Annotated in this window: 31 protein-coding genes and 1 pseudogene; 22 read left to right on the top strand and 10 right to left on the bottom strand. The window is 73.9% G+C overall.

Annotation, left to right across the window (positions count from 1 at the left end; translation table 11 throughout):
• Positions 1-129: 129 nt before the first annotated feature.
• Together AB0P03_RS03340 and AB0P03_RS03335 are read right to left on the bottom strand one after the other, a co-directional pair.
• Positions 130-642 carry a protein phosphatase gene (locus AB0P03_RS03340; RefSeq protein WP_363625665.1) on the bottom strand — a complete coding sequence of 171 codons (513 nt, stop codon included), beginning with the start codon at positions 640-642 and terminating at the stop codon, positions 130-132.
• A gap of 139 nt (positions 643-781) precedes the next feature.
• Positions 782-1,924, bottom strand: a complete 1,143-nt coding sequence (locus AB0P03_RS03335) for an AI-2E family transporter (RefSeq protein WP_363627682.1) — start codon at positions 1,922-1,924, stop codon at positions 782-784.
• 431 nt (positions 1,925-2,355) lie between these two features.
• On the opposite strand from AB0P03_RS03335, the gene AB0P03_RS03330 reads away from it, so the two are divergent.
• Entirely contained in the window at positions 2,356-2,919 is a 564-nt protein-coding gene (locus AB0P03_RS03330; protein WP_363627681.1) for an STAS domain-containing protein, read from the top strand.
• Positions 2,920-2,931: 12 nt separating this feature from the next.
• Positions 2,932-3,438: an ATP-binding protein gene (locus AB0P03_RS03325; RefSeq protein ID WP_363584230.1), complete on the top strand. Its 507-nt coding sequence runs from the start codon at positions 2,932-2,934 to the stop codon at positions 3,436-3,438.
• 8 nt (positions 3,439-3,446) lie between these two features.
• Here the strand turns inward: AB0P03_RS03325 and AB0P03_RS03320 are convergent, their stop codons facing one another.
• Positions 3,447-3,731, bottom strand: coding sequence for a hypothetical protein (locus tag AB0P03_RS03320; protein ID WP_363627680.1), 285 nt, complete (start codon positions 3,729-3,731; stop codon positions 3,447-3,449).
• Positions 3,732-3,741: 10 nt separating this feature from the next.
• Positions 3,742-4,065 carry a plasmid stabilization protein gene (locus AB0P03_RS03315; protein WP_363584226.1) on the bottom strand — a complete coding sequence of 108 codons (324 nt, stop codon included), beginning with the start codon at positions 4,063-4,065 and terminating at the stop codon, positions 3,742-3,744.
• A gap of 284 nt (positions 4,066-4,349) precedes the next feature.
• Here AB0P03_RS03315 and AB0P03_RS03310 point away from each other — a divergent pair, with 284 nt between their 5' ends.
• The 9 genes and pseudogenes from AB0P03_RS03310 to AB0P03_RS03270 all read left to right on the top strand — a co-directional run bounded on the left by AB0P03_RS03310 (position 4,350) and on the right by AB0P03_RS03270 (position 11,862).
• On the top strand, positions 4,350-5,363 hold the full coding sequence (locus AB0P03_RS03310; protein ID WP_363584224.1) for a SigB/SigF/SigG family RNA polymerase sigma factor: 1,014 nt from the start codon (positions 4,350-4,352) through the stop codon (positions 5,361-5,363).
• Between the two features lie 121 nt (positions 5,364-5,484).
• Positions 5,485-5,613, top strand: a pseudogene (locus AB0P03_RS03305) (mandelate racemase); the annotation flags it as partial.
• Between the two features lie 49 nt (positions 5,614-5,662).
• Entirely contained in the window at positions 5,663-6,025 is a 363-nt protein-coding gene (locus tag AB0P03_RS03300; RefSeq protein WP_363584222.1) for an STAS domain-containing protein, read from the top strand.
• A 191-nt stretch (positions 6,026-6,216) separates the two neighbouring features.
• Positions 6,217-6,798 (top strand): response regulator, encoded by a 582-nt coding sequence (locus AB0P03_RS03295; RefSeq protein ID WP_363584220.1) that lies wholly within the window; start codon positions 6,217-6,219, stop codon positions 6,796-6,798.
• Complete coding sequence (locus tag AB0P03_RS03290) at positions 6,795-9,125, top strand: SpoIIE family protein phosphatase (RefSeq protein WP_363627679.1); 2,331 nt, start codon at positions 6,795-6,797, stop codon at positions 9,123-9,125. The genes AB0P03_RS03295 and AB0P03_RS03290 overlap by 4 nt, the downstream gene beginning before the upstream one ends.
• Positions 9,126-9,255: 130 nt before the next feature.
• Entirely contained in the window at positions 9,256-9,693 is a 438-nt protein-coding gene (locus tag AB0P03_RS03285) for a hypothetical protein (protein ID WP_363627678.1), read from the top strand.
• Between the two features lie 75 nt (positions 9,694-9,768).
• Positions 9,769-10,194, top strand: coding sequence for an ATP-binding protein (locus AB0P03_RS03280; RefSeq protein WP_363584214.1), 426 nt, complete (start codon positions 9,769-9,771; stop codon positions 10,192-10,194).
• 277 nt (positions 10,195-10,471) lie between these two features.
• On the top strand, positions 10,472-11,281 hold the full coding sequence (locus AB0P03_RS03275) for a ribonuclease BN (protein ID WP_363584447.1): 810 nt from the start codon (positions 10,472-10,474) through the stop codon (positions 11,279-11,281).
• Between the two features lie 122 nt (positions 11,282-11,403).
• On the top strand, positions 11,404-11,862 hold the full coding sequence (locus tag AB0P03_RS03270; RefSeq protein ID WP_363625638.1) for an SRPBCC family protein: 459 nt from the start codon (positions 11,404-11,406) through the stop codon (positions 11,860-11,862).
• Between the two features lie 94 nt (positions 11,863-11,956).
• On the opposite strand, the gene AB0P03_RS03265 is transcribed toward AB0P03_RS03270, so the two are convergent.
• Positions 11,957-14,116, bottom strand: a complete 2,160-nt coding sequence (locus AB0P03_RS03265; RefSeq protein WP_363627677.1) for a catalase — start codon at positions 14,114-14,116, stop codon at positions 11,957-11,959.
• Positions 14,117-14,371: 255 nt separating this feature from the next.
• Between AB0P03_RS03265 and AB0P03_RS03260 the strand changes: the two genes are divergently transcribed.
• The 8 genes from AB0P03_RS03260 to AB0P03_RS03225 all read left to right on the top strand — a co-directional run bounded on the left by AB0P03_RS03260 (position 14,372) and on the right by AB0P03_RS03225 (position 19,244).
• Complete coding sequence (locus AB0P03_RS03260) at positions 14,372-14,890, top strand: hemerythrin domain-containing protein (protein ID WP_363586942.1); 519 nt, start codon at positions 14,372-14,374, stop codon at positions 14,888-14,890.
• Between the two features lie 55 nt (positions 14,891-14,945).
• Positions 14,946-15,275, top strand: a complete 330-nt coding sequence (locus AB0P03_RS03255) for a helix-turn-helix domain-containing protein (protein ID WP_363586941.1) — start codon at positions 14,946-14,948, stop codon at positions 15,273-15,275.
• A 324-nt stretch (positions 15,276-15,599) separates the two neighbouring features.
• A complete protein-coding gene (locus tag AB0P03_RS03250) occupies positions 15,600-15,980 on the top strand; it encodes an STAS domain-containing protein (RefSeq protein ID WP_363625632.1) in 381 nt (126 codons plus the stop codon).
• A gap of 40 nt (positions 15,981-16,020) precedes the next feature.
• Positions 16,021-16,257: a DUF6296 family protein gene (locus AB0P03_RS03245; protein ID WP_363586939.1), complete on the top strand. Its 237-nt coding sequence runs from the start codon at positions 16,021-16,023 to the stop codon at positions 16,255-16,257.
• A gap of 191 nt (positions 16,258-16,448) precedes the next feature.
• Entirely contained in the window at positions 16,449-17,285 is an 837-nt protein-coding gene (locus AB0P03_RS03240) for a helix-turn-helix transcriptional regulator (protein WP_363627676.1), read from the top strand.
• A gap of 100 nt (positions 17,286-17,385) precedes the next feature.
• Positions 17,386-18,078: an SDR family NAD(P)-dependent oxidoreductase gene (locus tag AB0P03_RS03235; RefSeq protein ID WP_363627675.1), complete on the top strand. Its 693-nt coding sequence runs from the start codon at positions 17,386-17,388 to the stop codon at positions 18,076-18,078.
• Positions 18,079-18,177: 99 nt separating this feature from the next.
• The gene (locus tag AB0P03_RS03230) at positions 18,178-18,375 is read left to right on the top strand and encodes a hypothetical protein (protein ID WP_363586936.1); all 198 of its coding nucleotides are present in this window, start codon (positions 18,178-18,180) and stop codon (positions 18,373-18,375) included.
• An 89-nt stretch (positions 18,376-18,464) separates the two neighbouring features.
• On the top strand, positions 18,465-19,244 hold the full coding sequence (locus AB0P03_RS03225; protein WP_363586935.1) for an SDR family NAD(P)-dependent oxidoreductase: 780 nt from the start codon (positions 18,465-18,467) through the stop codon (positions 19,242-19,244).
• Between the two features lie 69 nt (positions 19,245-19,313).
• Here the strand turns inward: AB0P03_RS03225 and AB0P03_RS03220 are convergent, their stop codons facing one another.
• From AB0P03_RS03220 to AB0P03_RS03210, 3 genes are all read right to left on the bottom strand, one after another.
• Positions 19,314-20,678 carry a hypothetical protein gene (locus tag AB0P03_RS03220; protein WP_363627674.1) on the bottom strand — a complete coding sequence of 455 codons (1,365 nt, stop codon included), beginning with the start codon at positions 20,676-20,678 and terminating at the stop codon, positions 19,314-19,316.
• A gap of 143 nt (positions 20,679-20,821) precedes the next feature.
• Complete coding sequence (locus tag AB0P03_RS03215; RefSeq protein ID WP_363627673.1) at positions 20,822-21,400, bottom strand: TetR family transcriptional regulator; 579 nt, start codon at positions 21,398-21,400, stop codon at positions 20,822-20,824.
• 173 nt (positions 21,401-21,573) lie between these two features.
• Positions 21,574-23,133, bottom strand: coding sequence for an FAD-dependent monooxygenase (locus tag AB0P03_RS03210; RefSeq protein WP_363627672.1), 1,560 nt, complete (start codon positions 23,131-23,133; stop codon positions 21,574-21,576).
• Positions 23,134-23,201: 68 nt separating this feature from the next.
• On the opposite strand from AB0P03_RS03210, the gene AB0P03_RS03205 reads away from it, so the two are divergent.
• Entirely contained in the window at positions 23,202-23,831 is a 630-nt protein-coding gene (locus AB0P03_RS03205) for a TetR family transcriptional regulator (RefSeq protein ID WP_363627671.1), read from the top strand.
• Between the two features lie 72 nt (positions 23,832-23,903).
• Here AB0P03_RS03205 and AB0P03_RS03200 read toward each other — a convergent pair whose 3' ends face one another.
• A complete protein-coding gene (locus AB0P03_RS03200; protein WP_363627670.1) occupies positions 23,904-24,134 on the bottom strand; it encodes a hypothetical protein in 231 nt (76 codons plus the stop codon).
• Between AB0P03_RS03200 and AB0P03_RS03195 the strand changes: the two genes are divergently transcribed.
• Positions 24,106-24,753: a hypothetical protein gene (locus tag AB0P03_RS03195; RefSeq protein ID WP_363586947.1), complete on the top strand. Its 648-nt coding sequence runs from the start codon at positions 24,106-24,108 to the stop codon at positions 24,751-24,753. The genes AB0P03_RS03200 and AB0P03_RS03195 overlap by 29 nt on opposite strands.
• Before the next feature lie 58 nt (positions 24,754-24,811).
• Here AB0P03_RS03195 and AB0P03_RS03190 read toward each other — a convergent pair whose 3' ends face one another.
• Positions 24,812-25,717 (bottom strand): LysR family transcriptional regulator, encoded by a 906-nt coding sequence (locus AB0P03_RS03190; RefSeq protein ID WP_363627669.1) that lies wholly within the window; start codon positions 25,715-25,717, stop codon positions 24,812-24,814.
• A gap of 138 nt (positions 25,718-25,855) precedes the next feature.
• Between AB0P03_RS03190 and AB0P03_RS03185 the strand changes: the two genes are divergently transcribed.
• A complete protein-coding gene (locus AB0P03_RS03185; RefSeq protein WP_363586946.1) occupies positions 25,856-26,668 on the top strand; it encodes an EamA family transporter in 813 nt (270 codons plus the stop codon).
• Positions 26,669-26,700 lie beyond the last annotated feature (32 nt).

The raw sequence follows: 26,700 nt of genomic DNA, 5'->3' as shown, positions 1-26,700 counted from the left end.
TGGGCGGGTCACCTGGCAATGCGCGGACCGTCCGGGCCGGATCACACCAATCACCTGCTCAACGACGCCCGGCCCGGAAGGGAACGGGCCGCGCGAAATTCCGGCGCAGATCCGACCCTTCGGCGCTGGTCAGGTGCGGGCTTCGAGTCCGGCCAGGAGGTAGGCGACGTCCAGTCCTGTGTTGAGGTACTGCTCGAAGGTCCGGTTGTTCAGGGCCCAGGGCGATCGCTTCTGCCGGATGAGGGCGATGGCGGTGACGGCGTCGTGGCCCAGCTCGATCAGGGTCTGAGCGACGACGAGGCCTGAGCGGTTGTAGCCGGAGTGGCAACGCACGAGAACGGTTCGGTCGTTCCGTACGGCCGCAGCGGCAGTGACGGCCAGCTGTCGGACCGAGTGGAGCTGCTCGGCAGTCAGTGGGCTGTCGGGGATTTCACTGATCAGATGGTCGACTCCGGGGCTCGGCCCGTGGCCTGCTCGGGTGAACAGACTGATGACCAGGTCGAATTCGCGACCGACAACGGCGGTCTGCGCCTCGCCTTCAGGGCCGGCCCAGAAGTGTCCGCCCAGCCATAGCTGCGGCCTGACCTCGTTCCACGGCGCCTGCGGTTCGGGGGCATCGCGGTCCTTCTGGCGCGTCTTCATGGGCGCTCCTCTCCGGGTGGACCAACGACACGGTCGGACGGATGCGTTCCCTGCCCATTCCGATGCGCTGACGGCGGCCCCGTAGACGCAGGCGGCGCCGAGGTGGCGAGGTGGCGAAGGTGTCGTGAGGTCCGGCCGGTCACCGGGTGCCGCGGCCGGGGGCGGGTCGGTGCGGGGGTCGGCGTTCGTCGCGTTGGCGGTGCGGCTGCCCGTGGTGTGCCGTCGGGGGGCTGGTTCGTGGGCCCGGGCGGGGTGGTGGGTCGTGGTCGCGGAGTTCGCAGATCACCGCCCAGGCGACCGACACCACCGGCACCGCGACCACTGCGCCGAGGACACCGGCCAGCACGGCGCCGCCGATCACCGACAGCGCGACCGCCACCGGGTGGATCCGGACGGACCAGCCCATGACCAGCGGGTGCAGCAGATGGCCCTCGATCTGGCCGATGACCACGATCAGCCCGAGCACCAGCAGCGCGACCACCGGGCCGCGGGCCGCCAGGGCGACCAGCGCGGCGACGGCCAGCGCGATGGGGGAGCCGATCAGCGGGACGAGCGCCGCGACGAACTCCAGCATGATCAGTGGCAGCACTAGCGGCACCCGTAGGACGGCCAGCGCGACGCCGACCAGCACCGCGTTGGTCGCCGCCACGATCAGCACACCCCGGGTGTAGCCGGCGAAGGTGCGCCACGCGGCGTGCCCCGCGCGGTCCCAGGCAGATCGTGACCGGGCCGGGAGCTGGTGCTGCGCCCAGCACCACATCCGGTCGCCGGAGTGGAGGAAGAACACCGAGCAGAACACCGCGAGCGCCAGCCCGGTGAGCATTTCGACGACCCGGCTCGCCCCGCTGAGCGCGGTGCTGAGCAGCGCCGAGCGGTGGGCGGTGACGAACTCGCCGAGCTTCGCGCGCAGGTCGGTGACGGTGCCGGCCCGCAGGTGGAAGGGGGCGCCGGTGAGCAGGCGGTCGATCCGCCCGAGGCCGCCGCGCAGTTCGGTGCCCAGCCGGCCCCACTCGCCGACGACGGTCGTCCCCACCAGGGCGAGAACGCCGCCCACGACCACGATGGCGCACACGAGGACCAGCAGGACGGCGATCGAGCGGGGCAGCGCCCGTGCCAGCAGGTCGACGAGCGGCCGCAGGACCGAGGTGATGACCAGCGCCAGGAACACGGCGATGACCGGCAACTGGAGCCGGCCGAGGACGGAGACGGCCAGGTAGGCGGCCACCCCGAGCAGGAGCAGCCGCCAGGTGTACCCGGCGGCGGTCCGCAGCCCGGCCGGCACGCGGCCTCCGGACCCGTCGGACACGACGGGGCGCGCCCGGGGCAGGACCACCCGGGTCGGGTGGCGCCGCCGGGCCGGTCTCGCGCCGTTCACTCGCACGGGCGGCCTCCCTGGCGTCTGCCGGCTTCGTCCGGCGTCGCGCGGCTACCCGGGCCGACGGGCCGGAAACGGGAGAGGGTCCGGAAACGGCCGAGGGTCCGGAAACGGCCGAGGGTTCGGAAACGATCGAGGGTCCGGAAACGATCGACGGGCCAGAAGCGGTCGGCGGGCCGGAAACGCTCGCGTCCACAGCTGCGCCGTGAGCGCGACCAGCAGCGCGCTGCGTGGCCCGCCACGTACACCGCCGCGGCGGTCAGGAACAGGCCGACGTGCCCGACGGTGGAGAACGCCGGCACACGTGTAGCCACCGTGGCTGCGGGCACACGCGGGGCATGGATGAGGAGCGGGTGGTGAGCCCGGCCCTGCCCGGGGCGGCGGTCCGTCCGGCCCAGGTCGTCCGCGCGACCCGAACCGCCGCGCGGGACGGCGGCCGGGACGGCAGGACTCCGCCGCGAACGGACCGGGAGCCCGCCGTGTCACGGCCGGCCGAGCAGCCCGGCGGGGGTGAGGGGGAGCAGCAAGTCGGCGGCCTGCGCGTCGCGGTGCGCCGGGAGGGCCGCGCGCGGGTGGTCTCCCTCGGAGGTGAACTGGACCACGGCAGCGCGAACGGTCTGTGGACGGCGCTGTCCCGTCCGGTGGCCGGGGGCGAGGAACGGATCGTCGTCGACCTCACCGGCCTGCGGTTCTGCGACTCCACCGGGCTGAACCTGCTGCCGCGCTCACGCCTGGACGCCGAGGCGGCCGGCCTGCGGCTGGGACTCGCCGGTCCGGGGCCCGTGGTGGCGAGGCTGTTCGCGATCACGGAAGCCGACACGGCGCTGCGCATCCACCCCGACCTCGACGCCGCTCTGAAGACCGCGGACCCGCCGCAGCGCGGCTGCGACGACGTGGAGTGAGGAGAACCCGGCATGAAGAGCCCCGGGGAGGGAGCGTTGCCGAAGGACTCCGGCCGGAGGGCGACGGCTTCCGGCCGGCGGCCGAGTGGCTCCGACCGGACCAGGCGGCTCGTGCTGGTCGGCAGTGAGAGCGCGGTCCAGCGGTCCCGGGACTTCAGCCGTGCGGCGCTGCTCGCCTGGCACTGGCTGCCCGCGCCGGATGCCGGGCGGCTGGCGGCGGCCGAGGACGTCCTGCTGATGGTGTCGGAGCTGGTCACCAATGCGTGCCTGCACGCGCCCGGCGGCCCCCGGGAGCTGCGGCTGGGCTGGGACGGCGAGCGGCTGCGGGTGGAGGTCTCGGACGCCAGCCCGGCCGCGCCGCGGCTGCGCCCGTTCGCGGACCCGGGCCGTCCCGGCGGCCACGGCCTGCGGGTGGTGGACCGGCTGGCGCGCGACTGGGGCTGCCTGCCCGAGGGCGAGGGGAAGCTGGTCTGGCTGGAGGTCGCGTCCCCGGTGGACCCTGGTGCCCTCCAGGGCTGAGCGGGGTCTCAGGCCTGACCGGGGTGCGGCTGGGGCGGCGGTGCCGGATCGGGGTCGGAACCGGGGCCCGGGAACGGGTCGGGAGTGGGGAAGGGCGGGATCGGCGGCGGTGCCGGGTCGGGGTCCTCGCCCGGCTTCGGGGCGGGGTTCGGGTGGGGGACCGGCTCGGTGTCCGGGCCGGGGGGAGCCGGGACGGTCATCATCACCGGCGTGGTCGTCATCAGCGGCATGGTCATCCTGACCGGCGTGGTGGTTCTGACCGGCATGGTGGTTCTGACCGGCGTGGTCGTCATGACGCCCTCCTCAACGGCCCAGCGCGTGCGACAGCTCGCGCTTGTTCATCTTCGAACGGCCCTTGACGCCGCGCTGCCTGGCTTCGTTGTAGAGCTGGTCGTAGGTCGGGCCCCGGGCCCCCGTGTGCGAGCGCTGCCCGCCGCGGCGGCCGGAGGAGATGTCGTGGAGCGAACTGCGGCTCGCGGTCTTCGACTCGCCGTGCCGGGCGCGTTCCTTGTTCACCGTGCGGGCGGCGATCTCCTCGGCCCGCTTCTCGGTCTCGCCCCGGTCGAGCGCGCTCTCCTTGATGTGCTCGTACTGGCGCTCCCGTTTGGGGCTGGATCCTCGGGGCATGGCGGCGCTCCTTTTCGTGACGGCAGGGCGTTGCCCGAGCGCGTGTACCCGTAGGCAAGGTAATAAACCGCCCAAAACATGAATCGGAAGTCGTGTGTCGGGTAGAGAACGCATGACGCGGCCGTGGATCGCAGCCAGTCGCGTCCGCACCCTCACCGGGTGCCACCGGGACCGTCGCCCGACGACACCGGGCCCAGGTCCTCCGGAAAAGCAGCCCCGTCGCGTTCGGCGCGAGCCGCTCGCGGCGCCGGGCGTTCGCCCCGATGCCCCAGGAGAGAGCCACCGTGTCCACCACGCTGGAAACCGGTCGCCCCACCGACCGGACGGCCGCCCCGCCGTCCGGCCTTCCGCCCGACGTGCCACCCCGCCCGACGGACGCGCAACTGCGCGCGATGGGCAAGTACGAGGCACGCGAACTCAGCGACGCGCTGTTCGAGCGCCTGGCCGCACTCGCCCGCGAAACGCATGCGTACAGCTACGTGCGCGGCACGATCATCGAACTCAACATGCCGCTGGTGCGCTTCATCGCCGCCCGCTTCCGCCACCGCGCCGAGGACATGGACGATATCCTCCAGGTCGGCACGATCGGCCTGATCAAGGCGGTCGACGGCTACGACCCGCACCGCGGCGTCGAGTTCGTCACCTACGCCATCCCCACCATCGCCGGTGAGATCAAGCGCTTCTTCCGTGACACCTCCTGGCCGGTCCGGGTCCCGCGCGGCATGCAGGAGCTGTACCTGACCGTCGCCCGCGGATCCGACCGGCTGGAGCAGGAACTCGGCCGCCTCCCGCACCCCGACGAGATCGCCGAGGACCTCCACATCACCGTCGAGCAGGCCGCCGAGGGCTTAGTCGCAGGCCGCGTCTACCGGCCCGACTCGCTGGACGCTGCGCGCGAGCAGGACCTCGACGAGAGCGGCAGCGCCATGCTGGACCGCATGGGGGCCTGTGACCCCGGCATCGAACTCGCGGATTTCCGCACCGCCGTGCGCCCCCTGCTCGCCCGGCTGTCGTGCCGCGATCAGACGGTGCTCAAGCTGCGCTTCTGGGACGGCTGGACCCAGTCCCAGATCGCCGAGCGCATCGGCGTCTCCCAGATGCACGTCTCCCGCCTGCTCACCGCCACCCTCACCAGCCTGCGCGAGCAGCTGGAGGACCGCGACGCCCCCGGCTGGGCGGACGAACCCGCAGGTCCGGCCGAACCCAGGGGAGCGGAGGACGGGGGAGCGGAGGACGGGAGAGCGGACGACGGCGGAATGACCGACCAGGGAGCCGCCGAACCCGAGGCGCCACGCTGATTTCTTTCCCTCCCGGGCGTTTCCGGCCCCCCGCAGCGGATAGCCGCGCTGCGGGGGGGCGTCCTGGACGAAGCGTGATGAAGCGTGACGAAGGAGGAACACCGTGTCCCCGAAGGTTTCCGACCACGTCCGGATCGAGCGGCCGCTCTTCGACGGCACCCGCGATCCGGCGGGCGGCACCGTCACCCCCGGCGCGGACGGCGCCCCCGGCCACGGGCTGCGCCTCGCACCCGCCCGAGCGGATGCGTAGCGCACGGCGTGAACCGACCGGCCGGCCGGTGACGGAAGGAGCCGACACCATGACCCGCCGACCACCGACCGGCCGTGCCCCGGGGCCGGGCGGGTTCACCGCACGGGCCCGGCCGTGGGCCGGCGGCACCGTCCTCGCGCTGTACGGCGAACTCGACCTCGACTCGGTCGGCGCCCTGCACACGGCCCTCGACGCGGCCCTGGCCGCGCCCCTCACCGTCATCGTGCTCGACTGCGCCGACCTGGAGTTCTGCGACTCCACGGGGCTCAACTCGATGCTCCGGGCCCACGCCCGCGCGGCCGCCGAGGGCAGCCGGATCGAACTGGCCCGCCCCCGCCCGCTGGTCCTGCGGATGCTCGAACTGACCGGGGCCGTCGAGGTCTTCGCGCTGCGGGACGTGCCACCGGAGTGAACGCGCGGCCTGCCGCCCCGGGCCGCGCGGGCGCGGGCCCCGGGCCCTGGGCCCCTCCCCGCCGGACCGACACCTGTCCTGCCTGTCGCCCTCCGGTGGCACAGTGGAAACAGGGCGGCGGCCCGCCGCCCCGGGGTCGGGGCGTCCGGTCGGGCACCCCGGCCGTGCGGCGGACCCGGGCGGTGGAACGGATGGACGAGCGGCCGGCCCCCGACGCCGACCCGGCCGAGCAGGCCCCGCGGCACCTGCTCGCCGGGCTGACCACCGTGCGCGACGGGGACTTCGCCACCCGGCTCGCGCCCGAGCAGCCCGGCATGCTCGGGGAGATCGCGACGGTCTTCAACAGCATGGTCGACCAGCTGTCCGCGTTCGCCGGTGAGGTGCCCAGGGGCGCCCGCGAGGTCGGCACCGCCGGCAACCTGGGCGGCCAGATCACCGTCAAGGGCGTCACCGGGCAGGGAGTGACCGGGCAGGGAGTGACCGTGCTGCACGCCCCCGACGGCCGCGCCGGACTCGACCTGCTGCGCACCCACCCCGAGACCGACCTCGTGCTGATGGACGTGATGATGCCCGGCCTCGACGGCTACGCCGCGATCGCCGCCGGCCGCGCCGAGGAGCGCTTCGCCCGCCTGCCGGTCATCGCCGTCACCGCCAAGGCCATGCCGGGGGACCAGGACAAGAGCCTCGCCGGCGGCGCCGACGACCACGTCACCGAACCCGTCGACACCCGCCACCTGCTCGGCCGGATGCAGTACTGGCTGGACACGCCATGACCGCCGGGCACGAGCCCTCGGACACCACGGCCCGGGCCCTCGCCGAGACCGTGCGCCGGCTCCAGAGCGCCGCCGCCCGGGTGCAAGCCGACGCCCGCGCCCGCGCCGTCGTCGACCTGGCCACCGGGATCCTGGCCGAACGCCTCGGCCTGCTTCCCGCCGAAGCCGCCGCCTGCCTCGCCGGGCTCGCCCGGGAGGCCGCCGTGCCCGTGGCGGCCCTGGCCGCCGACATCGCCGGGGTGTCCGGGCAGGCACCCGGCCAGGCACCCGGCCAGGCACCCGGACCGCTCGCGGGCACAGCCGACCCTGCGTCGCCCGACCCCGTGACGCCCGCTCTGGCCGCCGTCCCCGATCTGCAAGGCGCCGCCGAAGCCGTCCTGGAGCAGACGGCGGACGCGCTCGGCGCGCACGCCGTCGCGCTGTGGCTGCGGCTGCCGGGCGGTGTGCTCGCCCTCGCCGCGCACGCCGGGCTGCCCGCCGCCGAGGCCGACGCCTGGAGCCGGGTGCCACCCGGCGTCCCCACCCCGGCCCAGTACGTCGTGGTCGGCGGCGTGGAGCTGTGGCCCGGCGATCCGGAGGCCGCAGGCCCGTCGGTGGGAGCCGGCTCGGCCCGGGCCGTCCTCCCGCTGATCGACGCGGGCCGCCGCCGGGGCGCGCTGGAGGTCCTGTGGCCCGCACCCGGCCCCGCCCCCGTGCTCGGCGCGCCCCAACGCCGCCGGCTCCACGCCCTCGCCGACCTCTGCGTGACCCTCCTGGCCGACGTCCGCACTCCCGCTCCCGCTCCCGCTCCCGCTCCCGCTCCCGTCCCCGTCCCGCCTGGCGACGACACCGCGCTCCTGGAGGGCCTGCCCATCCCGGCCCTGCTGCTGGAGCCGGTCGTCCGCCGAGGAGAGATCGCCGACTTCACGCTCCTGCGGACCAACGCGCACTTCCGCGATCCGCTGGGCCGCCCCCGGGACACGCTGGAGGGCACCTCGCTCCTGGAGGTCTACCCGGCCGCGTGCGCCACCGGCCTCTTCGAACGGCTGATCCGGGTGCACGAGACCGGGGTCCCGTTGCCCGGCGAGCGGGTCCGGCTGGTCTTCCAGCAGGGCGGACTCGCGCTTCCCACCACCGTCCTGCTCGCGGCGGCCCCCGTCGGCGGCCGCGTGCTGGTCGGCTGGCAGACGGAGACCGCGCGGGCCGGTGAGGCCGAGCAGAGTGCCCTGCTGCGCCAGGCCCAGCGGCTGGCCCGGGTGGCCGGGTTCGAGGAGCACCCAGCCGAGGGCCGGATCCGCTGGAGCGACGGCCTGCACGAGATCTACGGGCTGCCGCCCGACACCGACCCGGTGCCGCTGGCCCAGCTCGCCCGGCACGCCCACCCCGACGACGAGCCCGCGATCCGGCGCCTGCTGGACACCGTCCAGCGCCGGCACCGGACGGCCTCCGCCGTCGTCCGCCTGGTCCACCAGGACGGCACCCACGGGTACACCCGGGTGATCGCCGAGCCCGTCCTCGACGACCACGGGCGGCTCACCGGTGTGCGCGGCGCCTTCCACGACGTGTCCGCCCAGCACCGCACGGAGGTCGCACTCGGTGCCACCCGGGCACGCCTCGCCGACAGCGAGCAGGAGACCGCCGACAGCGAGCGACTGGCACTGCGGCTCCAGCAGGCCATCCTGCCCGCCGCTCCGCCCCCGCTCGGCCCGGCCGGCCTGCGGGCCGCCGTCCGCTACCGCCCCGCCGCCCAGCACGACCGGGTCGGCGGCGACTGGTACGACGTGCTGCTGCTGCCCGACAAGCGGGTGCTGCTCACCGTCGGGGACGTCGCCGGGCACGGCGTCGGCGCGGCCACCGGCATGGTCGCCCTGCGGCACGCGCTGCGTGCTCTCGCCGTCACCGGGGCCGGCCCGGCCCGGATGCTGGAGTGGGCCAACATCGTCGCCCTGCGCGAACCCGGCCAGATCACCGCGACGGCCGTCTGCGTGCTCGTCGACCCGGCCGGCGGCGAACTGCGCTGGGCGCGGGCCGGGCACCTGCCCCCGATCCTGGTCGGAGCGGACGGCGCCCACGTGCTGCCGCTGCCGCACGGCGTGCTCCTCGGCGCCCTGGACGACGCCCGGTACGAGGAGCACACCGCTCACCTGCCGCCGGGCGACGTCCTGGTCCTCTACACCGACGGCCTGGTCGAACGCCGGGACCGCCCGGTCGAGGAGTCCGTCGACCAGCTGATCCGCGTCGCCGGAGCCCCCGGCCCCGACCTGGAGCGCTACCTCGACCGGCTGCTGGAGCTCAGCCCCGCCGACACCGACGACGACACCTGCCTGATCGCCGTCCAGAGCCGGTAGCCCTCTGCCGCGTGAACCCCGGTCCCCTCGTCCTGAGCGGGCCTGCGAAGCGCGGCGTTAGGCCCGGGCCCGCCCGGGTAGGCGCGGCCCTGCGGGGGCGACCGGAACCGAATGACGGAGAGGACTCCCCATGTTGCTGCTAGGACTCCTGCTGATGGCGGCGGCCGGTGCCTTCGCCGGACTGCTGATCGCGGACAACCTCTCCGGCGGGCCCGACTACCAGGCGACGGTGCTGGGCATCCGCCTGCCGGCGCTCGACAGCCTGGGCATCTTCCTCGCCGGGCTGGCCCTCGCCCTGCTCTTCTGCCTGGGCCTGGCCCTGATGGTCCTGACGGCCCGGCGGGCCCGGCGGACCCGACGCCCCGTCCGGCTGTCCGCACACCGGGCGGCCCACCAGCGGTCCCAACCGGTGGTGCGGCCGGACCCGCCCGAACGATCCCTCCCGCCCGACGAGGGCGAGCAGCCCGCGCCGCCGGAGGAACGCCCCGCCCAGCAGGGCGGCCGGGACGTCGGCCTACCGGCCGAGCCCCCACGCGGCGGCCGGACCCGCCACCTGTTCGGCCACTGAGGCGCCGCGACGCCCCCCGGAGCCGATCCTCCGACGACCACGGGCCCCTCACCGGGCCGGGAAGGACGCGACCGCATGACCGGACCACGGCCTTCCCTCGGACGCCCGTTCCCCACGAGGCCGTGGGCGCAGCGGCTGCCGCTCCAGGCCGACCTCAGGGCGGCCGCCGACGCCCGGGCCTTCACCGCCGAGTTCCTGGCCGACGTCGCCGACCCGCTGCTGGTCGCCGACGCCGTCCTGCTGGTCTCCGAACTCGTCGGCAACGCCCTGCGCCACGGCGGCGAGCCCGGGACGCTGCTCCTGATCCGCGCCACCGGCCGGCTGCGGATCGAGGTCAGCGACGCCAGCCCGCGCCCGCCGCTGCCCCGGCCCCCGCACCCCCCGGACGAACCGGGAGGCCTCGGCCTGTTCCTGCTGAGCCGGCTCACCCTGCGCTGGGGCTGGCACCCGTCGGGGCCGGGCAAGACGGTGTGGTGTGACCTACGGCTGCCCGCGAGCTGACGGCCCGCCCGGCGCCTGCCGGGCGGGTGTTCTGCGTCCGGGAGGAGCGGTGTCCGTGCGCGGCCACCCGGCGGCGCCGGACGCCGGTCGCGACGCCGGAGCGCCGGACGCGCCCCGCGCGGTGGCATCCTGACGGGGCAGGTCCGTCCGTGGGCGTCGAACACAGCGAGGATCCAGTGGCCGTGAACCGACCGTCGTCGTCCCCGTCGCCGCCGTCGTCGTCCCCGTCGCCGTCGCCGTCGCCGCCGTCGCTGTGCGGCGTCCTGGGTTGAGCGGCGTGCGCCGCCGCGGCCGGTTGACGGCGATCGCCCGCAGCTGGTGGCAGGTCCTGCGGGCGGCCGTCGTCGGCGTGTGGGAACACGGCCGCACCATCGAACTGCTCCAGCGCTCGATGGCCTTCGCGGCGCTCTTCTTCGTGACCCTCGTGCCGCTGCTGATCGTCATTGCGGCGGCCTTCCCCGCGCGCGGCAGCGGGATCTCCGAGTGGATCACCGACGGCCTCGGCCTGAGCGGGCCGGGCGCCGACGCCGTCCACCGGCTCTTCGCCTCCCGGGGCCAGGTGCTCAGCACGACCACGGGCTTCGGCCTGGCCGCGCTGGCGGTCTTCGGGGTCTCGTTGATGGCGTCCGTCCAGGGCGTCTACGAGCGGGTGTGGGAGCTCGACCGCGGCCCGTGGCACGCGGTCTGGCGCCAGACCCTCGGCCTGGCCGGGCTGACCGGGTACATCGTGCTGGCCGCCTCCAGCGGCGCGCCCTGGCGCCACTCGGCCGTCCAGCCCTCCTTCCGCATCGCCGTCACGACCGTCGGCGGCCTCCTGCTGTTCTGGTGGCTCCAGCACCTGCTGCTCGCCGGACGCGTCCCGCCGAGGCAGCTGCTGCCCGGAGCCGTCGCGACCATGGTGGCGCTGGCGGGCCTGCGGCTCTTCTCGCGGCTGGTCTTCGCGCCGCTGCTGGTGTCCAACGCGGTCTCCTACGGGACGGTCGGGACGGTGCTGATCGTCCAGTCCTGGCTGATCGGCGTCGGCTACACCGTCTACGGCGGCGCGCTCGCCGGGCGCGCCGTGGTCCGGGCCCGCCGCACGCCGTAGCGCCGGCGCCAGGCCGGGGCGGCCGGTGCTGCGGCACGCGGGTGGGTTAGGGCGCGGCGCAGCGGGCAGGCGCGCGGGCGGCCGGGAAGGGCTCGGCCACCGCACACGCGAGGAGGCCCCAGATGAGCATGGTGAAGAAGACGGTCGACGTCGACGTGCCGCTGCACGCCGCGTACAACCAGTGGACCCAGTTCGAGGAGTTCCCGCGCTTCATGGAGGGCGTCGACGCGGTGACCCAGCTGGACGAGCGCCACAACCACTGGCGGACCAGCATCGGCGGTGTCACCCGCGAGTTCGACACCGAGATCATCGACCAGCTGCCCGACGAGCGGATCGCCTGGCGCACGACGGACGGCGACGTGAAGCAGAAGGGCGTCGTCACCTTCCAGGAACTGGACGACCGGCACACCCGGGTCAACCTGGCCATCGACTTCCAGCCGGAAGGGATGGCCGAGAAGACCGGCGACATGCTGGGCATGGTCGACCGCAGGGTCAAGGGGGACCTCCGGCGCTTCAAGGACTTCATCGAGGACCAGGGCCGGGAGGGGGGAGCCTGGCGCGGCCGGATCACCCCCGGCTGAGCCCCGCCCCCGTCCACGCCCCCCTGTCACCCCCTGGCGGCGGCCCCGGCCCGAACGGCCTGGGCCGCCGCACGTCCGTGGCGCCGCTGCGGCGTCAGCGCTCCGGGAAGCGGTGCTGCTCGACCAGCCGGGCGAAGCCGTCCCACAGGGCCGGATCCGCCGGCTCCCGCGGGTCGTGGAGCGTGACGCCGGCCAGGCCCCCGGGCGCGTCGTAACCGCCCGCCCGGGCCAGTTCGACGCCGGAGCCGAGCAGCGCCGCCGGCTTGCCGTGGCGCAGCGCCTCGGCGAGGAAGCGGACGGCGTCCGGATCGGCGGCCAGCGCGGGCCCGGCGCCGTCCGGAACCACCACCGCGTCGTACAGCACCGAGGCGGTGGTGGGCAGCGGGCGGTCCACCGGCAGAGGGGCACCGCCACGGGCGGCCACGTGACCGCCGTGCGCGGCCAGCGTCTCCACGACGGCGCCCTGCGCACCCAGCCGCTCGTGCGCGGCCCGTACCTGGCCTCCGTCGACCCCGGGCGCGGTCAGCACGGCGACCTTGCGGGTACGGATGCCGCTGCCGCGCAGATTCTCCAGGCTGAGCGCCGGGGAGACCCGGGAGCCCGCCGCCTCGCCGCCCTTCGCCGCCGCCCGGTCCTCGGGCGCCGGCTGCGGCTCGGGCACGCCGATGCGCCGGGCGACCTCCGCCGCCAGGTCGGGGTCCACGCGCACCAGGTTGCCGACCATCCGGCGCCGTACCTCCTCGTCGCCCACCTTGCCGAGCTCGAACGCGAACGCGGCGGTGATGTGCCGCTGCTCCCAGCCCGCCATGCTGCGCCAGAACAGCGCGGCCTGGCTGTAGTGGTCGGCGAAGCTGGGGCTGCGCCGCCGGATCGCCCTGCCGTTGACCCGTTCCTGGTAGTGCTGGAACACCCCTTCCGGAAGGTGGCCGCCGCCCATGGTGAACGGGCAGCCGCCGCCCACCGAGTTCGGTGCGTAACTCGTCCCCGGGTGGACGACCTGCTGGCCGTAGCCGTCGCGGTGGTTGGTCCGCACGTCGGCCAGCGGGCGGTTGACGGGCAGTTGGCCGAAGTTGGGGCCGCCCAGGCGGATCAGCTGGGTGTCCAGGTAGGAGAAGTTGCGGCCCTGGAGCAGCGGGTCGTTGGTGAAGTCGATCCCGGGCACGACGTTGGCGGTGTGGAAGGCCACCTGCTCGGTCTCGGCGAAGAAGTTCTGCGGGTTGCGGTCGAGGACCATCCGCCCCACCGGGCGCACCGGCACCAGTTCCTCCGGGATCAGCTTCGTGGGATCCAGCAGGTCGAAGGGGAAGGCGAACTCGTCCTTCGCCGTGACCAGTTGGACACCGAGCTCCCATTCGGGGAAGTCCCCCGCCGCGATCGCCTCCCACAGGTCCCGGCGGTGGAAGTCCGGATCCCGCCCGGCGGTGATCTGGGCCTCGTCCCACACCTGGGAGCAGACGCCGAGCCGCGGCCGCCAGTGGAACTTGACGAACGTGCCGCGCCCGTCCCGGTTCACCAGGCGGAAGGTGTGCACACCGAAGCCCTGCATCATCCGGTAGCTGCGCGGGATGGCCCGGTCGGACATCACCCACATCAGCATGTGGGTGGACTCGGGCTGGAGCGAGCAGAAGTCCCAGAAGGTGTCGTGCGCGGAGGCGCCGGTGGGGATCTCGTTCTGCGGTTCGGGCTTCACCGCGTGGACGAAGTCCGGGAACTTGACGGCGTCCTGGATGAAGAACACCGGCATGTTGTTGCCCACCAGGTCGTAATTCCCGTGCCGGGTGTAGAACTTGGTGGCGAAGCCGCGGACGTCCCGTACGGTGTCGGCGGAGCCGCGCGGGCCCTGCACGGTCGAGAAGCGCACGAACACCGGGGTGCGGCGCCCGGCCTCCTGGAGGAAGTCGGCGCAGGTGAACCCGGCGAGCGACTCGTACGGTTCGAAGAAGCCGTAGGCGCCGGCGCCGCGGGCGTGCACCACGCGTTCGGGGATGCGCTCGTGGTCGAAGTGGGTGAGCTTCTCGCGGAGGTGGAAGTCCTCCAGCAGGGTGGGGCCGCGGTCGCCGACGAGGAGCGAGTTGTCGGTGTCGTCGACGCGCACACCCTGGTCGGTGGTGAGCGGGCCGTCCGGGTCGGGGGCGCGGAAGGCGTCGAGTGCGGCGTCCTTGGCGTCGGTGGCGTCCGTGGCGTTCTTGGCGTCGGGTCCGGGTCCGGGGTCGGCGGGCGGCTCGGGCTGGGGGGTTTCGGGGTTGATGGGCATGTCGCGATCTCCGTCCTGGGAACGGCGCGGGGCGGCCGGGCCGGCGGCCCCCGGCTCGTGTCGGCGGGGCGGCTGCCCGGTGGGTGGCCCGGCAAACCGCGCGCGAGCGGCCGTCGGTGCCGCAGCAGGAGGTCAGCGGTGCTGGGCAGAGGCGCGCGGTGTTTCAGTGCGGTGTTTCAGTGCGGTGTTTGACGAAGGAGCCTCGGGGGACACGCCTGGGTCGGGAGGGGAAGCCTCTGAGTGAGGAGACGAGCAATGTCGAACGATGCCATCGTCCTGTTGAGGGAGGACCACAAGGAAGTCCGCCGCCTGTTCCGCCAGTACCGGGAACTCGCCGCCGGGGACGGGGACGGAGACGGTGGGGGCGACGCGCGGCACGAGACGGTCGAGCGGATCGTGGAGGCGCTCACCGTCCACACCTACCTGGAGGACGAACTGGTCTACCCCAGGATCCGTCAGGAGGTTCCCGGCCTCGCCGAGGACATGGACCGCGCCCGGCAGGAACACCACGTCGCCGACCTGCTCTGTGAGGAGCTGAGCCGGATGAGCCCCGGCGACGAGGGCTACGACGCCAAGACCGCCGTCCTGATCGACGCGGTCGACCGGCACATCGAGCAGGAGGAAGGCTCCTGGTTCCCGATGGTCCGGGCCGCATTCGGCCGCAAGGAACTCCAGGAGATCGGCGAGCGGATGCAGGCCATGCGCGAGACCGCGCCGCGCCGCCCGTCCAGTGGCGGCGTGCTCCACCGCATCGCCAACGCGATCGAGGGCTGACGACGGTGCGACGCCGCGACCACGAAAAGCGGGAAGGAGCACGCGAATTCCTCTCATGTCTCAGCCAACGCGACCGTCCTATCCTGAGGGCGTGGAAGAACAGCCGGCAATCGGGCGCCAGTGGACGTTCCTGACCAATCACGCGCGCGTCCTGGTGCAGATCGCCCGGGACCCGGGCATCAGGGTGCGCGACATAGCGACCAGCTGCCTGCTGACCGAACGAGCGGTCCAGCGGATCATCGCCGACCTCGAAGCGGCGGGCTATCTCAGCCACCACCGCGTCGGACGCTCCAACGTCTACCGCGTCCTCGACGGCAAGCAGCTGCGCCACCCCGCCGACAGCGGCCCGACGCTGGCGGAACTGCTGGCCGTCCTGCTGCGCTGACCGCTCCGCCCGCCCACCCGCCCCTCGGCCGGCACGGCGTGCTCGGTCTCTCGTAGGAACCCGAGGGCACGCCGAGGGCACGCCGAGGGCACGCCGAGGGCGCGCCGATGACACGCATGGCCGAACCCGATTGCACGCATTGCCATTGACGAATTTCCGTTCACGTATCGGTTGACGTGAGAAGGGATTCGGCAGACGCTGGAGATGTCGTCCCACGGCTCACAGGCAGGAGAAGAGACCATGCGCGGTAAGCCGCCCGTGGCGCGTTCCGCTGCCCCGACCCCGACTCCTCCACCCCCCGCGCCGCCCCCGGTCAATGGGAGCGTGCCCACAGACCTGCACGTCGCCGAGGGCCTGCTGGTCCGGCTCGCCGTCGAAGGGGACCGGGTCCGTGCGACGGTCCACGGCGAGATCGACCTCGACGTCGCCGGCGGCCTGGACGAGACCCTCGGACGCGCGTTGCAGGCCAGCGGCACCGGGCTCGACGTCGACCTGTCCGGCGTCCCCTTCTGCGACAGCTCCGGCCTCAACCTCCTGCTGGGCCTGCGCAGCACCGCGCACCGTACCGACCGCACCCTCGCGATCACCGCGGCCAGCACCCAGGTCGAGCGCCTGCTCGCGATCACCGAGACGACCGGCCTCTTCACCCCCGCCGCCACCGAACGCCCCGCCGGCCCCCCGCACACCGAGAACGCAGACCCCTGACCGCTCGCGGGCCACCCCGCACCACCGCAAGCCGAGAACCATGGACCCCGTCCGCCGCTACGCCATCGCCCTGCCCGGCGCGCCCGGCGCCCACGCCGCAGCGCACACCGTCATCGTGCACCTCACCGACCAACTGGGCCCCGCGCGCGAGCCCGTCTACGAGGACGCCACCGGCCTGTTCCGCGTCCAGATCCGGGGCACCATCGCGGAAGTCCTCGCCGCGCCGGCCGAGTACGGAACCATCCACCCCTGCCTGGAAGCCGTTCCCATGCCCTGACCGCACTCCGGGCCGCTGGTGGACCCGCTGGCCACCCCGGCAGGCGTGGGGGCGTCCGTCGCGCCTGAAACCGTCCTGCCGCAGGCCGTTCCACCCATGGTCGCTGCCGCGGGCCGGGGCCGGGAGGACACGTTCTTCCAGGGAAAAACATGTCCTCCCAGCTCGCGCGGCGCCCTGGCACAGTGGCCGGTGTGAGTACGGACAACGACAAGCGCCGGGAGTTCGCCACGTTCCTGCGTGCCCGGCGCGCGGAGGTCTCCCCCCGACAGGCCGGACTTCCCGCGTACGAACGGTCGCGCAAGGTGGCCGGGCTGCGCCGGGAGGAGGTGGCCGGGCGGGCCGGGATCAGCGTGGACTACTACACCCGCCTCGAACAGGGCCGGCTGCCCGCACCGTCCGGCAGTGTCCTGGACGCGCTGGCCCGCGCCCTGCTGCTGGACGACGACCAGCGTGACTACCTGCGCCAGCTGGCCGACCTGGCCCCGGCCCGCAGACAGCGGCGTTCACAGCACCAGGTCGTGCCCGCCGCGGTGCTGGCCGTACTGGCCGATCTGCGGACCACGCCCGCCGTGGTCCTGGGCCGGTTCATGGACATCCTGGCCTGGAACGACCTCGCGGCCGAGCTGCTGCTCGACTTCGCCGCGGTCCCCGAGGAGCACCGCAACTACCTGTGGCTGACGTTCCTCGACCCGCGGACGCGCGAGCGCGTGCCGGACTGGGACCTGTCGGCGGGTGAGTGCGTCGCCTACCTGCGGATGGACGCCGGCCGCTACCCCAGCGACCCCAGGCTCGCCGAACTGGTCGCCGAGCTGAGCGCCGGGGACTCCGACTTCCAGCACTGGTGGACCACGTACCGGGTCTCCGGCAGGAGCTTCGGGAGCAAGCGCATCCTGCACCCGGTCGTCGGCGAGGTCCGGCTGGACTGGCAGGTCCTCACCGTCGCCCAGGAACGCGACCAGTTCCTCGCGGTCATGCCCGCCGCCGACGAGGAGAGCAGGCAACGGCTCACAGCCCTGAGCACACCGTAGGAACGCGCACGGCGCGACCGTGCGGTCCCACCCACCCGGAAAGGAGGTGAAGGCGCGAGGAGCCCCGGATCACGAGGGCCCGACGCCTTCACAGCACGCCATGACGACCACACTCATCACCGGAGCCGCCCGCGGGATCGGCCTGGAGGCCGCCCGCCAGCTGGCCGGGGCCGGACACACCGTCTACCTCGGTGCGCGCGACCTGGAACGGGGCCGGGAAACCGCCGAGCGGATCGGCGCCCGCGCGGTGCAGCTCGACGTCACCAGCGAGGAGTCCGTCCAGGCCGCCGCGCGGCTGATCCGCGAGGAGGCCGGCCGGCTCGACGTCCTGGTCAACAACGCCGGCGTCCCGGGCAGGTGGAACCCGCCTGCCGAGATCACCGCCGACGACATGGAGACCGTCTACGCCACCAACGTCTTCGGCCTCGTCCGCGTCACCCACGCCTTCCTGCCGCTGCTGGAGGCCGCCGACCAGCCCGTCATCGTGAACGTCAGCAGCAGCGGCGGCTCCCTCACCCGGTGCAGTGACCCCGCCGGCCTTGAGGCGACCTTCCCGATGGTGGCCTACTGCTCGTCCAAGAGCGCGGTCAACATGATCACCGTCCAGTACGCCAACGCCTTCCCGGACATGCGGATCAACGCCGTCCACCCGGGGGCCGCCGCCACCGATTTCAACCCCCGCGGCACCGTGTCGGCCGAGCAGTGCGCCAAGATCATCGTCCGGATGGCCACCATCGCCCCCGACGGCCCCACCGGAGGGTTCTTCGAGGAGGAGGGCTCCATCCCGTGGTGACCGTGGTGACCGCGGGGTCACACGGCTGACCGGTGGGGTCTCGCCCCGGCCACGGCGTGCCGCACCCCGTGGCCGGGGCACGATCACCACCCTGGAGCGGTGAACGACTCCACCGGGATGCCGGCCCCGGCCGGACACGGGTACCGGGCGAGCTGGTTCGAGCTCTTCTTCGACCTGGTGTCCGCAGTCCTCCCCGCAGGACCGCTGCTCCCCGCCTGGGCCACGATCGCGGTCACGGCGACCGTCCTCATCGCGATCACCGCAGTAGCCACCCGGTACGGGCCCCCGACCCACTGACGATCGATCAGCCACGGACAGCACCCTCGTGACGCCGCGAGACCCGCACTCCGGCCGCCTCGGCCGACTACCGACAGGGAACGACGCCCATGAGCAACCTCGCACTCGTCACCGGCGCCACCTCCGGAATCGGCAGGGCATTCGCCGAGCGGCTGGCCGGCGACGGCTACGACCTGGTGCTGGTCGGCCGGCGCCGGGAGCGGCTGGAGGAGTTCGCCGCCGCCCACACCGGGGTCGAGGTGCGATCCGTGGCCGCCGACCTCTCCACCGGCGAGGGCATCGACACCGTGGCGCGGATCTGCGCGGCCGAACCGCTGACACTGCTGGTCAACAACGCGGGAGTCGCCCACTACATGCCGCTCGCCGACCTGCCTGCGGATCTGGCCCGCGAACTGGTCGACGTCAAGGTTCTCGCCCCCACCCTGCTCACCCGTGCCGCCGTCGCGGGCATGCAGGAACGCGGCCGGGGCGCGATCATCAACGTGGCCGGCATGATCGCCTTCAGCGGACCCGCCCCGCAGTCCCAGCTGCCCCGCCGCGCCGTCTACGCCGGTGCCCTGGCCCACCTGGTCGCGATGAGCCAGACCCTGTCCGCCGAGCTCGAAGGCACCGGCGTCCAGGTCGAGGTCGTCTGTCCGGGGGTGGTGGCCACCGAGTTCCACGAGCGCCAGGGCCTCGATCTCAGCGCCGTACCCAGGATGAGTGCCGAGGACGTCGTCACCGCGGCCCTGCGCGGCCTGCAACTCGGCGAGGTCGTCTGCGCGCCCGGTGTCGAGGACGCGAGCCTGCTCGATGCCGTCTTCCGGGCCGAGCTGGCGGCGTTCGGCGCGCAGAGCCCCGAACTCGCCACCCGCTACCGGGCCGGCTGACCCGTACCCGCCCCTCGGTGGCCGGGCGTCGGTTACCGAGGGGCGGTGCTTCCTCTCGTGGCGCGGGCGTCAGTCGGCCTGCGGCGGATCTATTCGGACCACCAGCCGGCTCGGGCCGTTGCCGGAGGCGGTTGCCCGCTCGGCGGGGTGGGTGACGGGGCGGTCGGCGGGGTGCAGGGTGACGTTCTCCGGGTAGAGCCGGCCGAGCAGGGCCAGGACGACGAGGTCGCCCTGGCCGGTGGCGTCCAGGACGGCGTCACCCGCCTGCGTCCACACCAGCCCCGATGCGCGCAGGGCCGTCCACACGTCCGCGGCGGCGGGCGGGTCGGCGACCGGTGCGTCGGCGGGCACGTCGCCCGTGGCGCCGTCCGGCCGGTGGGCGAAGCGGTGGCCACGCAGGGCCTGGCCGAGGTCGACGCGGGCGGTGGCGCCGTCGTGGGTGAGCTCGATGGCGGCGGTGCGGGCCCCGCCGGCGACCGGCCCGGCGACGACGCGGCCGGTGAGCGGACCCGGTGCGGCGGTGGCGGGCGGCAGGTGCTCGACGAGGGTGCGCGGCGCGGCGTAGTAGTCCCGCAACTCGGCGACGTGCGTGACGGTTTCGTCGGCGGCCGGGTCGGGACGCCAGGTCAGCAGGTACCGGGGGGCGGTCAGGGGCGGCTGGTCGAGGACGGCCGGCAGGACGGTGCCGCCGCTCGCCTCGAAGCCGTAGCCGGCCGGGCCGGAGGGGTTGGGGGCGCCGAGGGTGCCGGACGAGCCGGAGCTGCCGGAGGTGCCGGTGACGGCGTGGCGGGCGAAGGCCACGATGCTGGCGTGCCGGATCCGGCGGACCAGGAGTTCGGTGAGGAACGCGTCCCGGGCCGGTTCGATGTGCCGCAGCCCGGTCGGAGTGATCAGCAGCGGGACGTCCTGCCAGTTGGTGAAGGGCAGCAGGGCATCGCGCAGCAGGACGACCTGGTGCAGCCACTCGTTGTAGAGCTGCATCGTGACGGGTCCGCCACGGCGGCCGAGGAGCAGGTCGGTCGCGGGAGGGGTGAGCAGGTGGCCGTAGCAGTGGCTGCGGACGACCAGCGGGCCGGCGGGCAGCGCGATCCGGTCGGCGAGCAGGCGCTCCAGGGCCGCGGCGGCCCAGGAGGCGAGCTCATGGCCGATCTCCTCGGCCTGCGCGCCCAGTTCGCGAGCGGCCGGGGCGCTGCCCGGTCCGACGGCCAGCGGCAGGGAGGTCTCCCGGCTCCCGAGGGCGAGGGTCGCGCGGATCTGGGCCTCCAGCACCTCGCCGTCGGCGGCGGTGAGGGCGTTGTCATCGATGACGCCCTGGAGCAGCGGCTCCGTGGCCGTGAAGAACTCACGGGCGGTCAGGGCGGTGCCGGCCGCGGGGAAGGTGTTCCAGCGGCTGCCGCCGAGGGCGGGCGTACTCGGGGTGGGTGCGATGGGCACGGGTCCTCCGAAGTGTCGATGGAGCGTTTCGATGGAGCAGAGGTGGAGCGTTTCGATGGAGCAGGGATGGAGCGGCGGATTCCGCGGGTGCGGGGCCCGGCCCTTATCTGGATCGTGCGATACAGATTGCGGACATGAAAAAATCAGTCGAGGGCGGTCAGCGCGACCTCCACGACGGGTGCGAGGGCTTCGGGGTCCGGTGTGATCTTCGAGGAGACCAGCAGCCCGTTGAGGAAGGTGACGAAGAAGGCGGCGAGGCTCTGCGGGTCGTGCCGCGCCGCGATCTCACCCCGTTCCGCCGCGACCCGCAGCACCTCGGCGAGCGCGTCCCGGCTGACATCCTGCATGTCCCGTACGGTGCGCCGGATCGACGCGTCCCCCGGTAGGCGCTCGCAGGCGGCATTGACCGCCAGGCAGCCCCGGCCGCCGTGCTCGGCGGCGATGTGGACCCGCTCCATCAGCATCGTGCGGATCGCCGAGCGGGCGTCCGCCCCTTCCTCCAGGCTGCGTAGGGCATCCGCCGCGAGGGTGGCGCGGTAGTGGTCCAGCGCGGCCCGGTACAGGCCGGCCTTGTCGCCGAACGCCGCGTACAGGGACCCCTGCCCGATCCCCAGGTGCTGGGTCAGGTCGCGCACCGAGGTCGCCTCGTAGCCGCGCGTCCAGAACAGCTCCATGGCGCGGCTCACCGCCGCCTCGGTGTCGAACTCCCGGGTCCTTGCCATGGTTTCACCGTAGCCTATCTGGATCGGATGCTCCAGATAGAGCGAGCCGCGCTCCTCCCGGGGCGAGGGCTCCGCAGAACCGGCGGACGCCCCGTGCGGCAGGTGACGACAGCGCGACGGGCGGTCCGTCGGCGCGCCGTGGATCGTGGCGCACCGACGAACCGCCCGGGGCCTCAGCCGAACCAGCGGGCGAGGGCCGTGTCGAGCGGGGTGCCGTCGGTGTCGGTCCAGGCGAGGTAGCCGTCGGGGCGGACCAGGAGGGCGCTGGCGCCGTCCACGTCCTCGTCGGTCTTCGCCATGACGTGCTCGACCCGGTCGGACCGGTCGCCGACCGACCGCCGCCTGCCGTCGAGGGAGAGCAGCAGGCCCCGGCCGGAGCGCATCAGCCGGCTCGCCCGGGTCGGGCCGTCCTCGGTGGTCAGGTCCAGGTCGATCAGCCGGGGGCCGACGCCGGGGTACCGGAGGTCCAGGCCGGACATCATGCCCGAGACGTACCGGTTGGTGTCGGGCAGGCCCAGCAGCTCGGTCACGAGCTCGCGGACCGTGCCGAGTTCCTCGTCCCGGCCGGGATTCATGATCACGGCCTGGGCCCGGGTGTGGCGCAGCACGCGCGCGGCGACGGGGTGCCGCTCCTCGTGGTAGCTGTCGAGCAGGCCGGCGGGCGCCCAGCCGCGGATCGTGCCGGCGAGCTTCCAGCCCAGGTTGACCGCGTCCTGGAGGCCCAGGTTCACGCCCTGGCCGCCGATCGGCATGTGGATGTGCGCCGCGTCCCCGGCGAAGAACACCCGGCCCTCGCGGTAGCGCTCGACCTGGCGGACGGCGTCGCCGAACCGGGAGGCGGCGCGCAGTTCACCCAGTTCGGTGTCGGGGCCGTACACGGCGTGCAGCGCCTCGCGGACCTCGTCGGCCGAGACCGGCGTCTCGCGGTCCGGGCCCTGTCCGGAGAGCCTGCCGAACAGTATCCGGTACAGGTCCGGGCCGATGGGGTGCAGGATCGAGTGGAAGCCGCCGGCCACGCGGGTGTACTGGCTGAAGTGCTTGCGCTCGGTGGGGACCGTCTCGGACCGGGAGGCGAGGGTGATGTCGGCCGCCACGGCGGACATCCGGCGCTCCCGGCCGGGGAACGGGACGCCCAGCAGCCGGCGGACCGTGCTGTGCCCGCCGTCGCACGCGACGAGGTAGCGGCCGCGGATCTCACCGTCGCCGCCCCGGACCTCACCGTCGCCCCGGATCTCACCGTCGCCCCGGATCTCACCGTCGCCCCGGACCTCACCGCCGTCGGGGGCGTCACCGCCGCCCGGGGTGCCGTCGGCGTGCCACGTGACCGTGATCCCCTCCGCGTCCTGCGCGACCGCCGTCACCTCGTGGCCGCGGAGCACGGGCACGCCCTGCTCGCCGAGGAGCCGTTCGAGGTGGGCCTCGAGCCGGATCTGCGGAACGTTGACCGGGTGGGGGTACCGGGTGCGCCAGGGCCGGCAGTCCAGCTCGACCGGCAGGGTGGCGAAGTGCCCGCCGGTGGTGTTGTCGGACGGCTCCCGCGCGAGCAGCGGCTCCAGCAGCCCGCGCAGGTCGAGCACCTCGGCGGTGCGCGGCTGGAGTCCGCCCGCCCGGGACTGGGTGCTGTGGGTGCGCTGCTTCTCGACGACGACGGCCGGCACTCCGGCCAGCGTCAGCTCGTACGCCAGCATCAGCCCGGTCGGGCCCGCCCCCACCACGATGACCTCGGTTCGCACGATGACCTCCCGAAAGAAGAAACTGGGTGCAATTCTGCACTCAGTCTACCACAAGGTAGACTGAGTGCATGAATCAGCAGATGGGCCTGCGGGAACGCAAGAAGGAACGCACCCGGGAGACGATCGCGGCGACGGCGATCCGCCTCTTCCTCGACCGGGGCTTCGACCAGGTCTCGATCACCGAGATCGCGGAGGCGGCGGAGGTCTCCCGGCGGACCCTCTTCGCGTACTTCCCGACGAAAGAAGACCTCGTACTCCAGCGGTTCGCCGACCACGAGAGCGAAGCGGCCCGGACGGTGCGCGCCCGCCCGGCCGACCAGCCGCCGCTGGAGGCGCTGCGCGCGGCCATGCTCGACGCCCTGGCCCGTCGCGACCCGAACACCGGCCTGTGCGACGACCCCGAGGTGATGGCCTTCCTCCGCATGATCGTCGAGACCGAGAGCCTGGCGGCACGGATCATCCGCTACGCGGCACGCGGCAGCGACGAGCTGGCCGAGGCACTGCTGGAGGCCGACGTCGACCCGCTCGACGCCCGTCTCGTGGCCACCCAGGTGATCGTGGTGCAGCGGGAACTGGCGGTCATGAACCAGGAACGCCTGGCCGACGGCACGTCCGCCGACGACCACTACCCGGAGGCCGTCCGCGCCGCCGAGCGGGCCTTCGCCCTGCTGCGCGACGGACTGGGGCAGCACGGGTAGGGCCCGGGTGCATCGGCCTCCCGGAGCACTCCGAACTGTCGGGGGCGGGCGTCATAATCGCCACTGCCGTGATCACCGGACCTGCTGGAGGCCCTCGTTGTCCTCGTCGTCGTCCTTGCCGTCCTTGCGGCCCTCGTCGTCCTCGCTGTACGACTTCGCGACCTGGGAGCCCCTGCTGCGGCTCCTGCGGGCTGACCACGTGCAGGCGCTCGCCGCGCCGGGCGGCGAGGTGGCGGGGCTGATCGGACGGCAGGGGTGGAGCGTGCCGGTGAGGATGCGGTTCCCGGAGGCCGGGCGAGCCATGCTGGTGTCCGACAACCAGGAGGCGCACGACGCGATCGACCGCGTCCGGGCCGCGCTCACCGAGGCCGGGATCGGCGATGTCGCCTTCGCCGCGGAGATCCCGCCGAGCGGGAAGGCGGTGCTCCATCTGTTCGACCACGGCCCGGCCGTCGACCCGGGCATCGGCAACGCCCACCCGGGCGCGCTCACTCTGGTCGAGGGCGCGGTGCCCGAGCCGTGGCGGCGCCTGCCCGAGCCGGTGCCCGGGGCGAGGCCGGCCCCGTCCGTGGACCTGGAGGTCCTGACCCTCGGAGGGTGGCGCGGCGAACCGGTCAGTCTGAACCCTCTCGTCGGGCTGCCCCGGCTCCGCACCCTCTACGCCGGCCCCGGGGCGCTCACCGACCCCCGGGAGGTCGCCCGGCTGACCGGACTGGAGTTCCTGGAGCTGACCCCGGAGGACTGGCGCTGCCTCCTCGACGCCGGCGCCGTCCCGCGCGGCCTGTCGGCCGCCGCCATCGAGGCCCCGAGCGATCACGACCTGCGCCCGATCATGGCCCTCGCGAACGAACTCCTCACCCTCTGGGAGCGCCCCCTGATCACGGAGACCGTCATCGAAGGCGACCTCGGCCCGCTGCCGTAGCCCTGTCACGGATCTCGTGTGCCCGGGAGAGCGAGGCGGCCCTGCTGGGGTGCCGCTGTCACTTTCGCGGGGGCGGCGGGGAGTCGGGTTTCTCGCGGTAGAGGTCGATGGCGAGGGCGACTGCGGCGTGGGTCGCGGGGTGGGGGTCCTGGCGGCGCCAGATGAGGTGGACGGGGACGGGGGCGGCGTTGCGCAGGGGGCGGTAGACGATGCCGTCGCGGCGGTACTGGGCGGCGGTGGCCTGGGGGGTGACGCCGATGCAGCGGCTGGTGGCGATGGCGGCGAGCCAGTCGTCGATGTCGTGGGTGTAGATGACGGCGGGCCGCTGCTCCTCGGGCCACAGGTTCAGGGCGGTGGTGCCGGTTCGGCGGTCGATGGCGAGGGTGCGGGCGGGGATCTCGTCGAGGCGGATGCTGCGCCGGCGGGCCCACGGGTCGTCGGAGGCGAGCGCGACGATGCGGTGTTCGTGGCCGATCAGGGCGTGTGACCAGGGCTTCAGGTCGAGCGGGGCGCGGACGACGGCGAGGTCGCACATGCCTTCGGCCAGCCCGCCGGTGGGGGAGTTGTGGCGGACGAGGCGCAGCTCGACCTCGGGGTGGCGCTCGTGCCAGCGGCGCTGGAAGTCGGTGGTGTGGCGGCCGAAGGCGGACCAGGCGTGGCCGAGGTGGAGCCGGGCGTGGCCGGCGGTCGCTTCCTCGACCAGGTCGTCGGCGCCGGCGAGCAGGACGCGGGCGCGGGCGAGGACCCGCACGCCGGCCGGCGTGGGCGCGATCGTGCGGCTGGTGCGGTGCAGCAGCCGCACCCCGAGGAACTGTTCCAGGGCGTGCAGGTTGCGGGAGACGGCGGCCTGGGAGATGCCCAGCTCGGGGCCGGCGTCGGTGAAGCTGCCGGTGTCGATGATGGCGACCAGGCAGCGCAGGTGCTTCAGTTCCAGATCGGCGGGACTTTGTCGTCGCTCATCCATACGCCCAGCGTATCAATGGGCCGGTGAATGCATTTTGCGTATGACTACGTCGGCTCCACTGTGGAGGGCATGGTGCTGAAGAGCTCTCACGACGCCGCTACCGCCCGGGGTGACGGGCGCCTGGCCGGGGTGGCGCTGATGCTGGGCTCCGGCCTGTCCAACCAGGCCGGAGCCTCGATGGCGGCGCTCGCCTTCCCGGTGATCGGCCCCGCGGGTGTGGTGGCCGTCCGTCAGTGGGTGGCCGCCGGGGTGCTGTGGGCGGTCGGCAGGCCGCGGCCGCGGTCGTTCACGGCGGCGCAGTGGCGTCCGGTCCTCGGGCTCGCGGTGGTGTTCGCCGTGATGAACCTGTCCCTCTACACGGCCATCGACCGCATCGGGCTCGGGCTGGCCGTCACCCTGGAGTTCCTCGGTCCGCTCGCGGTGGCCCTGATCGGCTCGCGCCGGCGCCTCGACGCCCTGTGCGCGGTGGCCGCCGCGGCCGCGGTGGTCGTCCTGGCCCGGCCCTCGCCGTCCACCGACTACCCGGGCATCGCCCTGGCCCTGCTCGCGGCGGTGTGCTGGGCCGGCTACATCCTGCTCAACCGTGTCGTCGGCCGCCGCCTGCCCGGGCTGGAGGGCTCGGCCGCCGCCGCCGCGCTCTCGGGGGTGCTCTACCTTCCCGTCGGGATCGTGGTGCTGTGGCTCCGTCCCCCGACCGCCGCCGCCCTGGCCTGCGCGCTGGCCGCCGGCGTGCTGTCCTCGGCCGTGCCCTTCCTGGCCGATCTGCTGGCGCTGCGGCGGGTGCCCACGCAGTTCTTCGGCGTGTTCATGAGCGTCAACCCGGTCTTCGCCGCGCTGATCGGCCTCGTCGTGCTCGGCCAGCACCTCGGCGCGGCGGCCTGGCTCGCCATGCTGGTGATCGTCGGAGCGAACGCGGTCGCCGTCACCACCGCCCCCACCAACCCCGAGTGATGAGCAGGACCCCGAGAAGAAGTTTCGGGCCG

It is taken from the genome of Kitasatospora sp. NPDC088779, assembly GCF_040685395.1.
Classification (GTDB): domain Bacteria; phylum Actinomycetota; class Actinomycetes; order Streptomycetales; family Streptomycetaceae; genus Kitasatospora.
Note: the sequence above shows the minus strand (reverse complement) of the source record. Positions and strands in the feature narration are given on the sequence as shown.

Coding starts and splice junctions, on each gene's coding strand:
- AB0P03_RS03340 (WP_363625665.1), bottom strand. CDS start 642: ATGAAGACGCGCCAGAAGGACCGCGATGCCCCCGAACCGCAGGCGCCG.
- AB0P03_RS03330 (WP_363627681.1), top strand. CDS start 2,356: ATGGATGAGGAGCGGGTGGTGAGCCCGGCCCTGCCCGGGGCGGCGGTC.
- AB0P03_RS03325 (WP_363584230.1), top strand. CDS start 2,932: ATGAAGAGCCCCGGGGAGGGAGCGTTGCCGAAGGACTCCGGCCGGAGG.
- AB0P03_RS03320 (WP_363627680.1), bottom strand. CDS start 3,731: ATGACGACCACGCCGGTCAGAACCACCATGCCGGTCAGAACCACCACG.
- AB0P03_RS03315 (WP_363584226.1), bottom strand. CDS start 4,065: ATGCCCCGAGGATCCAGCCCCAAACGGGAGCGCCAGTACGAGCACATC.
- AB0P03_RS03300 (WP_363584222.1), top strand. CDS start 5,663: ATGACCCGCCGACCACCGACCGGCCGTGCCCCGGGGCCGGGCGGGTTC.
- AB0P03_RS03295 (WP_363584220.1), top strand. CDS start 6,217: ATGGACGAGCGGCCGGCCCCCGACGCCGACCCGGCCGAGCAGGCCCCG.
- AB0P03_RS03290 (WP_363627679.1), top strand. CDS start 6,795: ATGACCGCCGGGCACGAGCCCTCGGACACCACGGCCCGGGCCCTCGCC.
- AB0P03_RS03285 (WP_363627678.1), top strand. CDS start 9,256: ATGTTGCTGCTAGGACTCCTGCTGATGGCGGCGGCCGGTGCCTTCGCC.
- AB0P03_RS03280 (WP_363584214.1), top strand. CDS start 9,769: ATGACCGGACCACGGCCTTCCCTCGGACGCCCGTTCCCCACGAGGCCG.
- AB0P03_RS03270 (WP_363625638.1), top strand. CDS start 11,404: ATGAGCATGGTGAAGAAGACGGTCGACGTCGACGTGCCGCTGCACGCC.
- AB0P03_RS03265 (WP_363627677.1), bottom strand. CDS start 14,116: ATGCCCATCAACCCCGAAACCCCCCAGCCCGAGCCGCCCGCCGACCCC.
- AB0P03_RS03260 (WP_363586942.1), top strand. CDS start 14,372: ATGTCGAACGATGCCATCGTCCTGTTGAGGGAGGACCACAAGGAAGTC.
- AB0P03_RS03255 (WP_363586941.1), top strand. CDS start 14,946: ATGTCTCAGCCAACGCGACCGTCCTATCCTGAGGGCGTGGAAGAACAG.
- AB0P03_RS03245 (WP_363586939.1), top strand. CDS start 16,021: ATGGACCCCGTCCGCCGCTACGCCATCGCCCTGCCCGGCGCGCCCGGC.
- AB0P03_RS03235 (WP_363627675.1), top strand. CDS start 17,386: ATGACGACCACACTCATCACCGGAGCCGCCCGCGGGATCGGCCTGGAG.
- AB0P03_RS03225 (WP_363586935.1), top strand. CDS start 18,465: ATGAGCAACCTCGCACTCGTCACCGGCGCCACCTCCGGAATCGGCAGG.
- AB0P03_RS03215 (WP_363627673.1), bottom strand. CDS start 21,400: ATGGCAAGGACCCGGGAGTTCGACACCGAGGCGGCGGTGAGCCGCGCC.
- AB0P03_RS03205 (WP_363627671.1), top strand. CDS start 23,202: ATGAATCAGCAGATGGGCCTGCGGGAACGCAAGAAGGAACGCACCCGG.
- AB0P03_RS03195 (WP_363586947.1), top strand. CDS start 24,106: ATGCGGTTCCCGGAGGCCGGGCGAGCCATGCTGGTGTCCGACAACCAG.
- AB0P03_RS03200 (WP_363627670.1), bottom strand. CDS start 24,134: ATGGCTCGCCCGGCCTCCGGGAACCGCATCCTCACCGGCACGCTCCAC.
- AB0P03_RS03190 (WP_363627669.1), bottom strand. CDS start 25,717: ATGGATGAGCGACGACAAAGTCCCGCCGATCTGGAACTGAAGCACCTG.
- AB0P03_RS03185 (WP_363586946.1), top strand. CDS start 25,856: ATGCTGGGCTCCGGCCTGTCCAACCAGGCCGGAGCCTCGATGGCGGCG.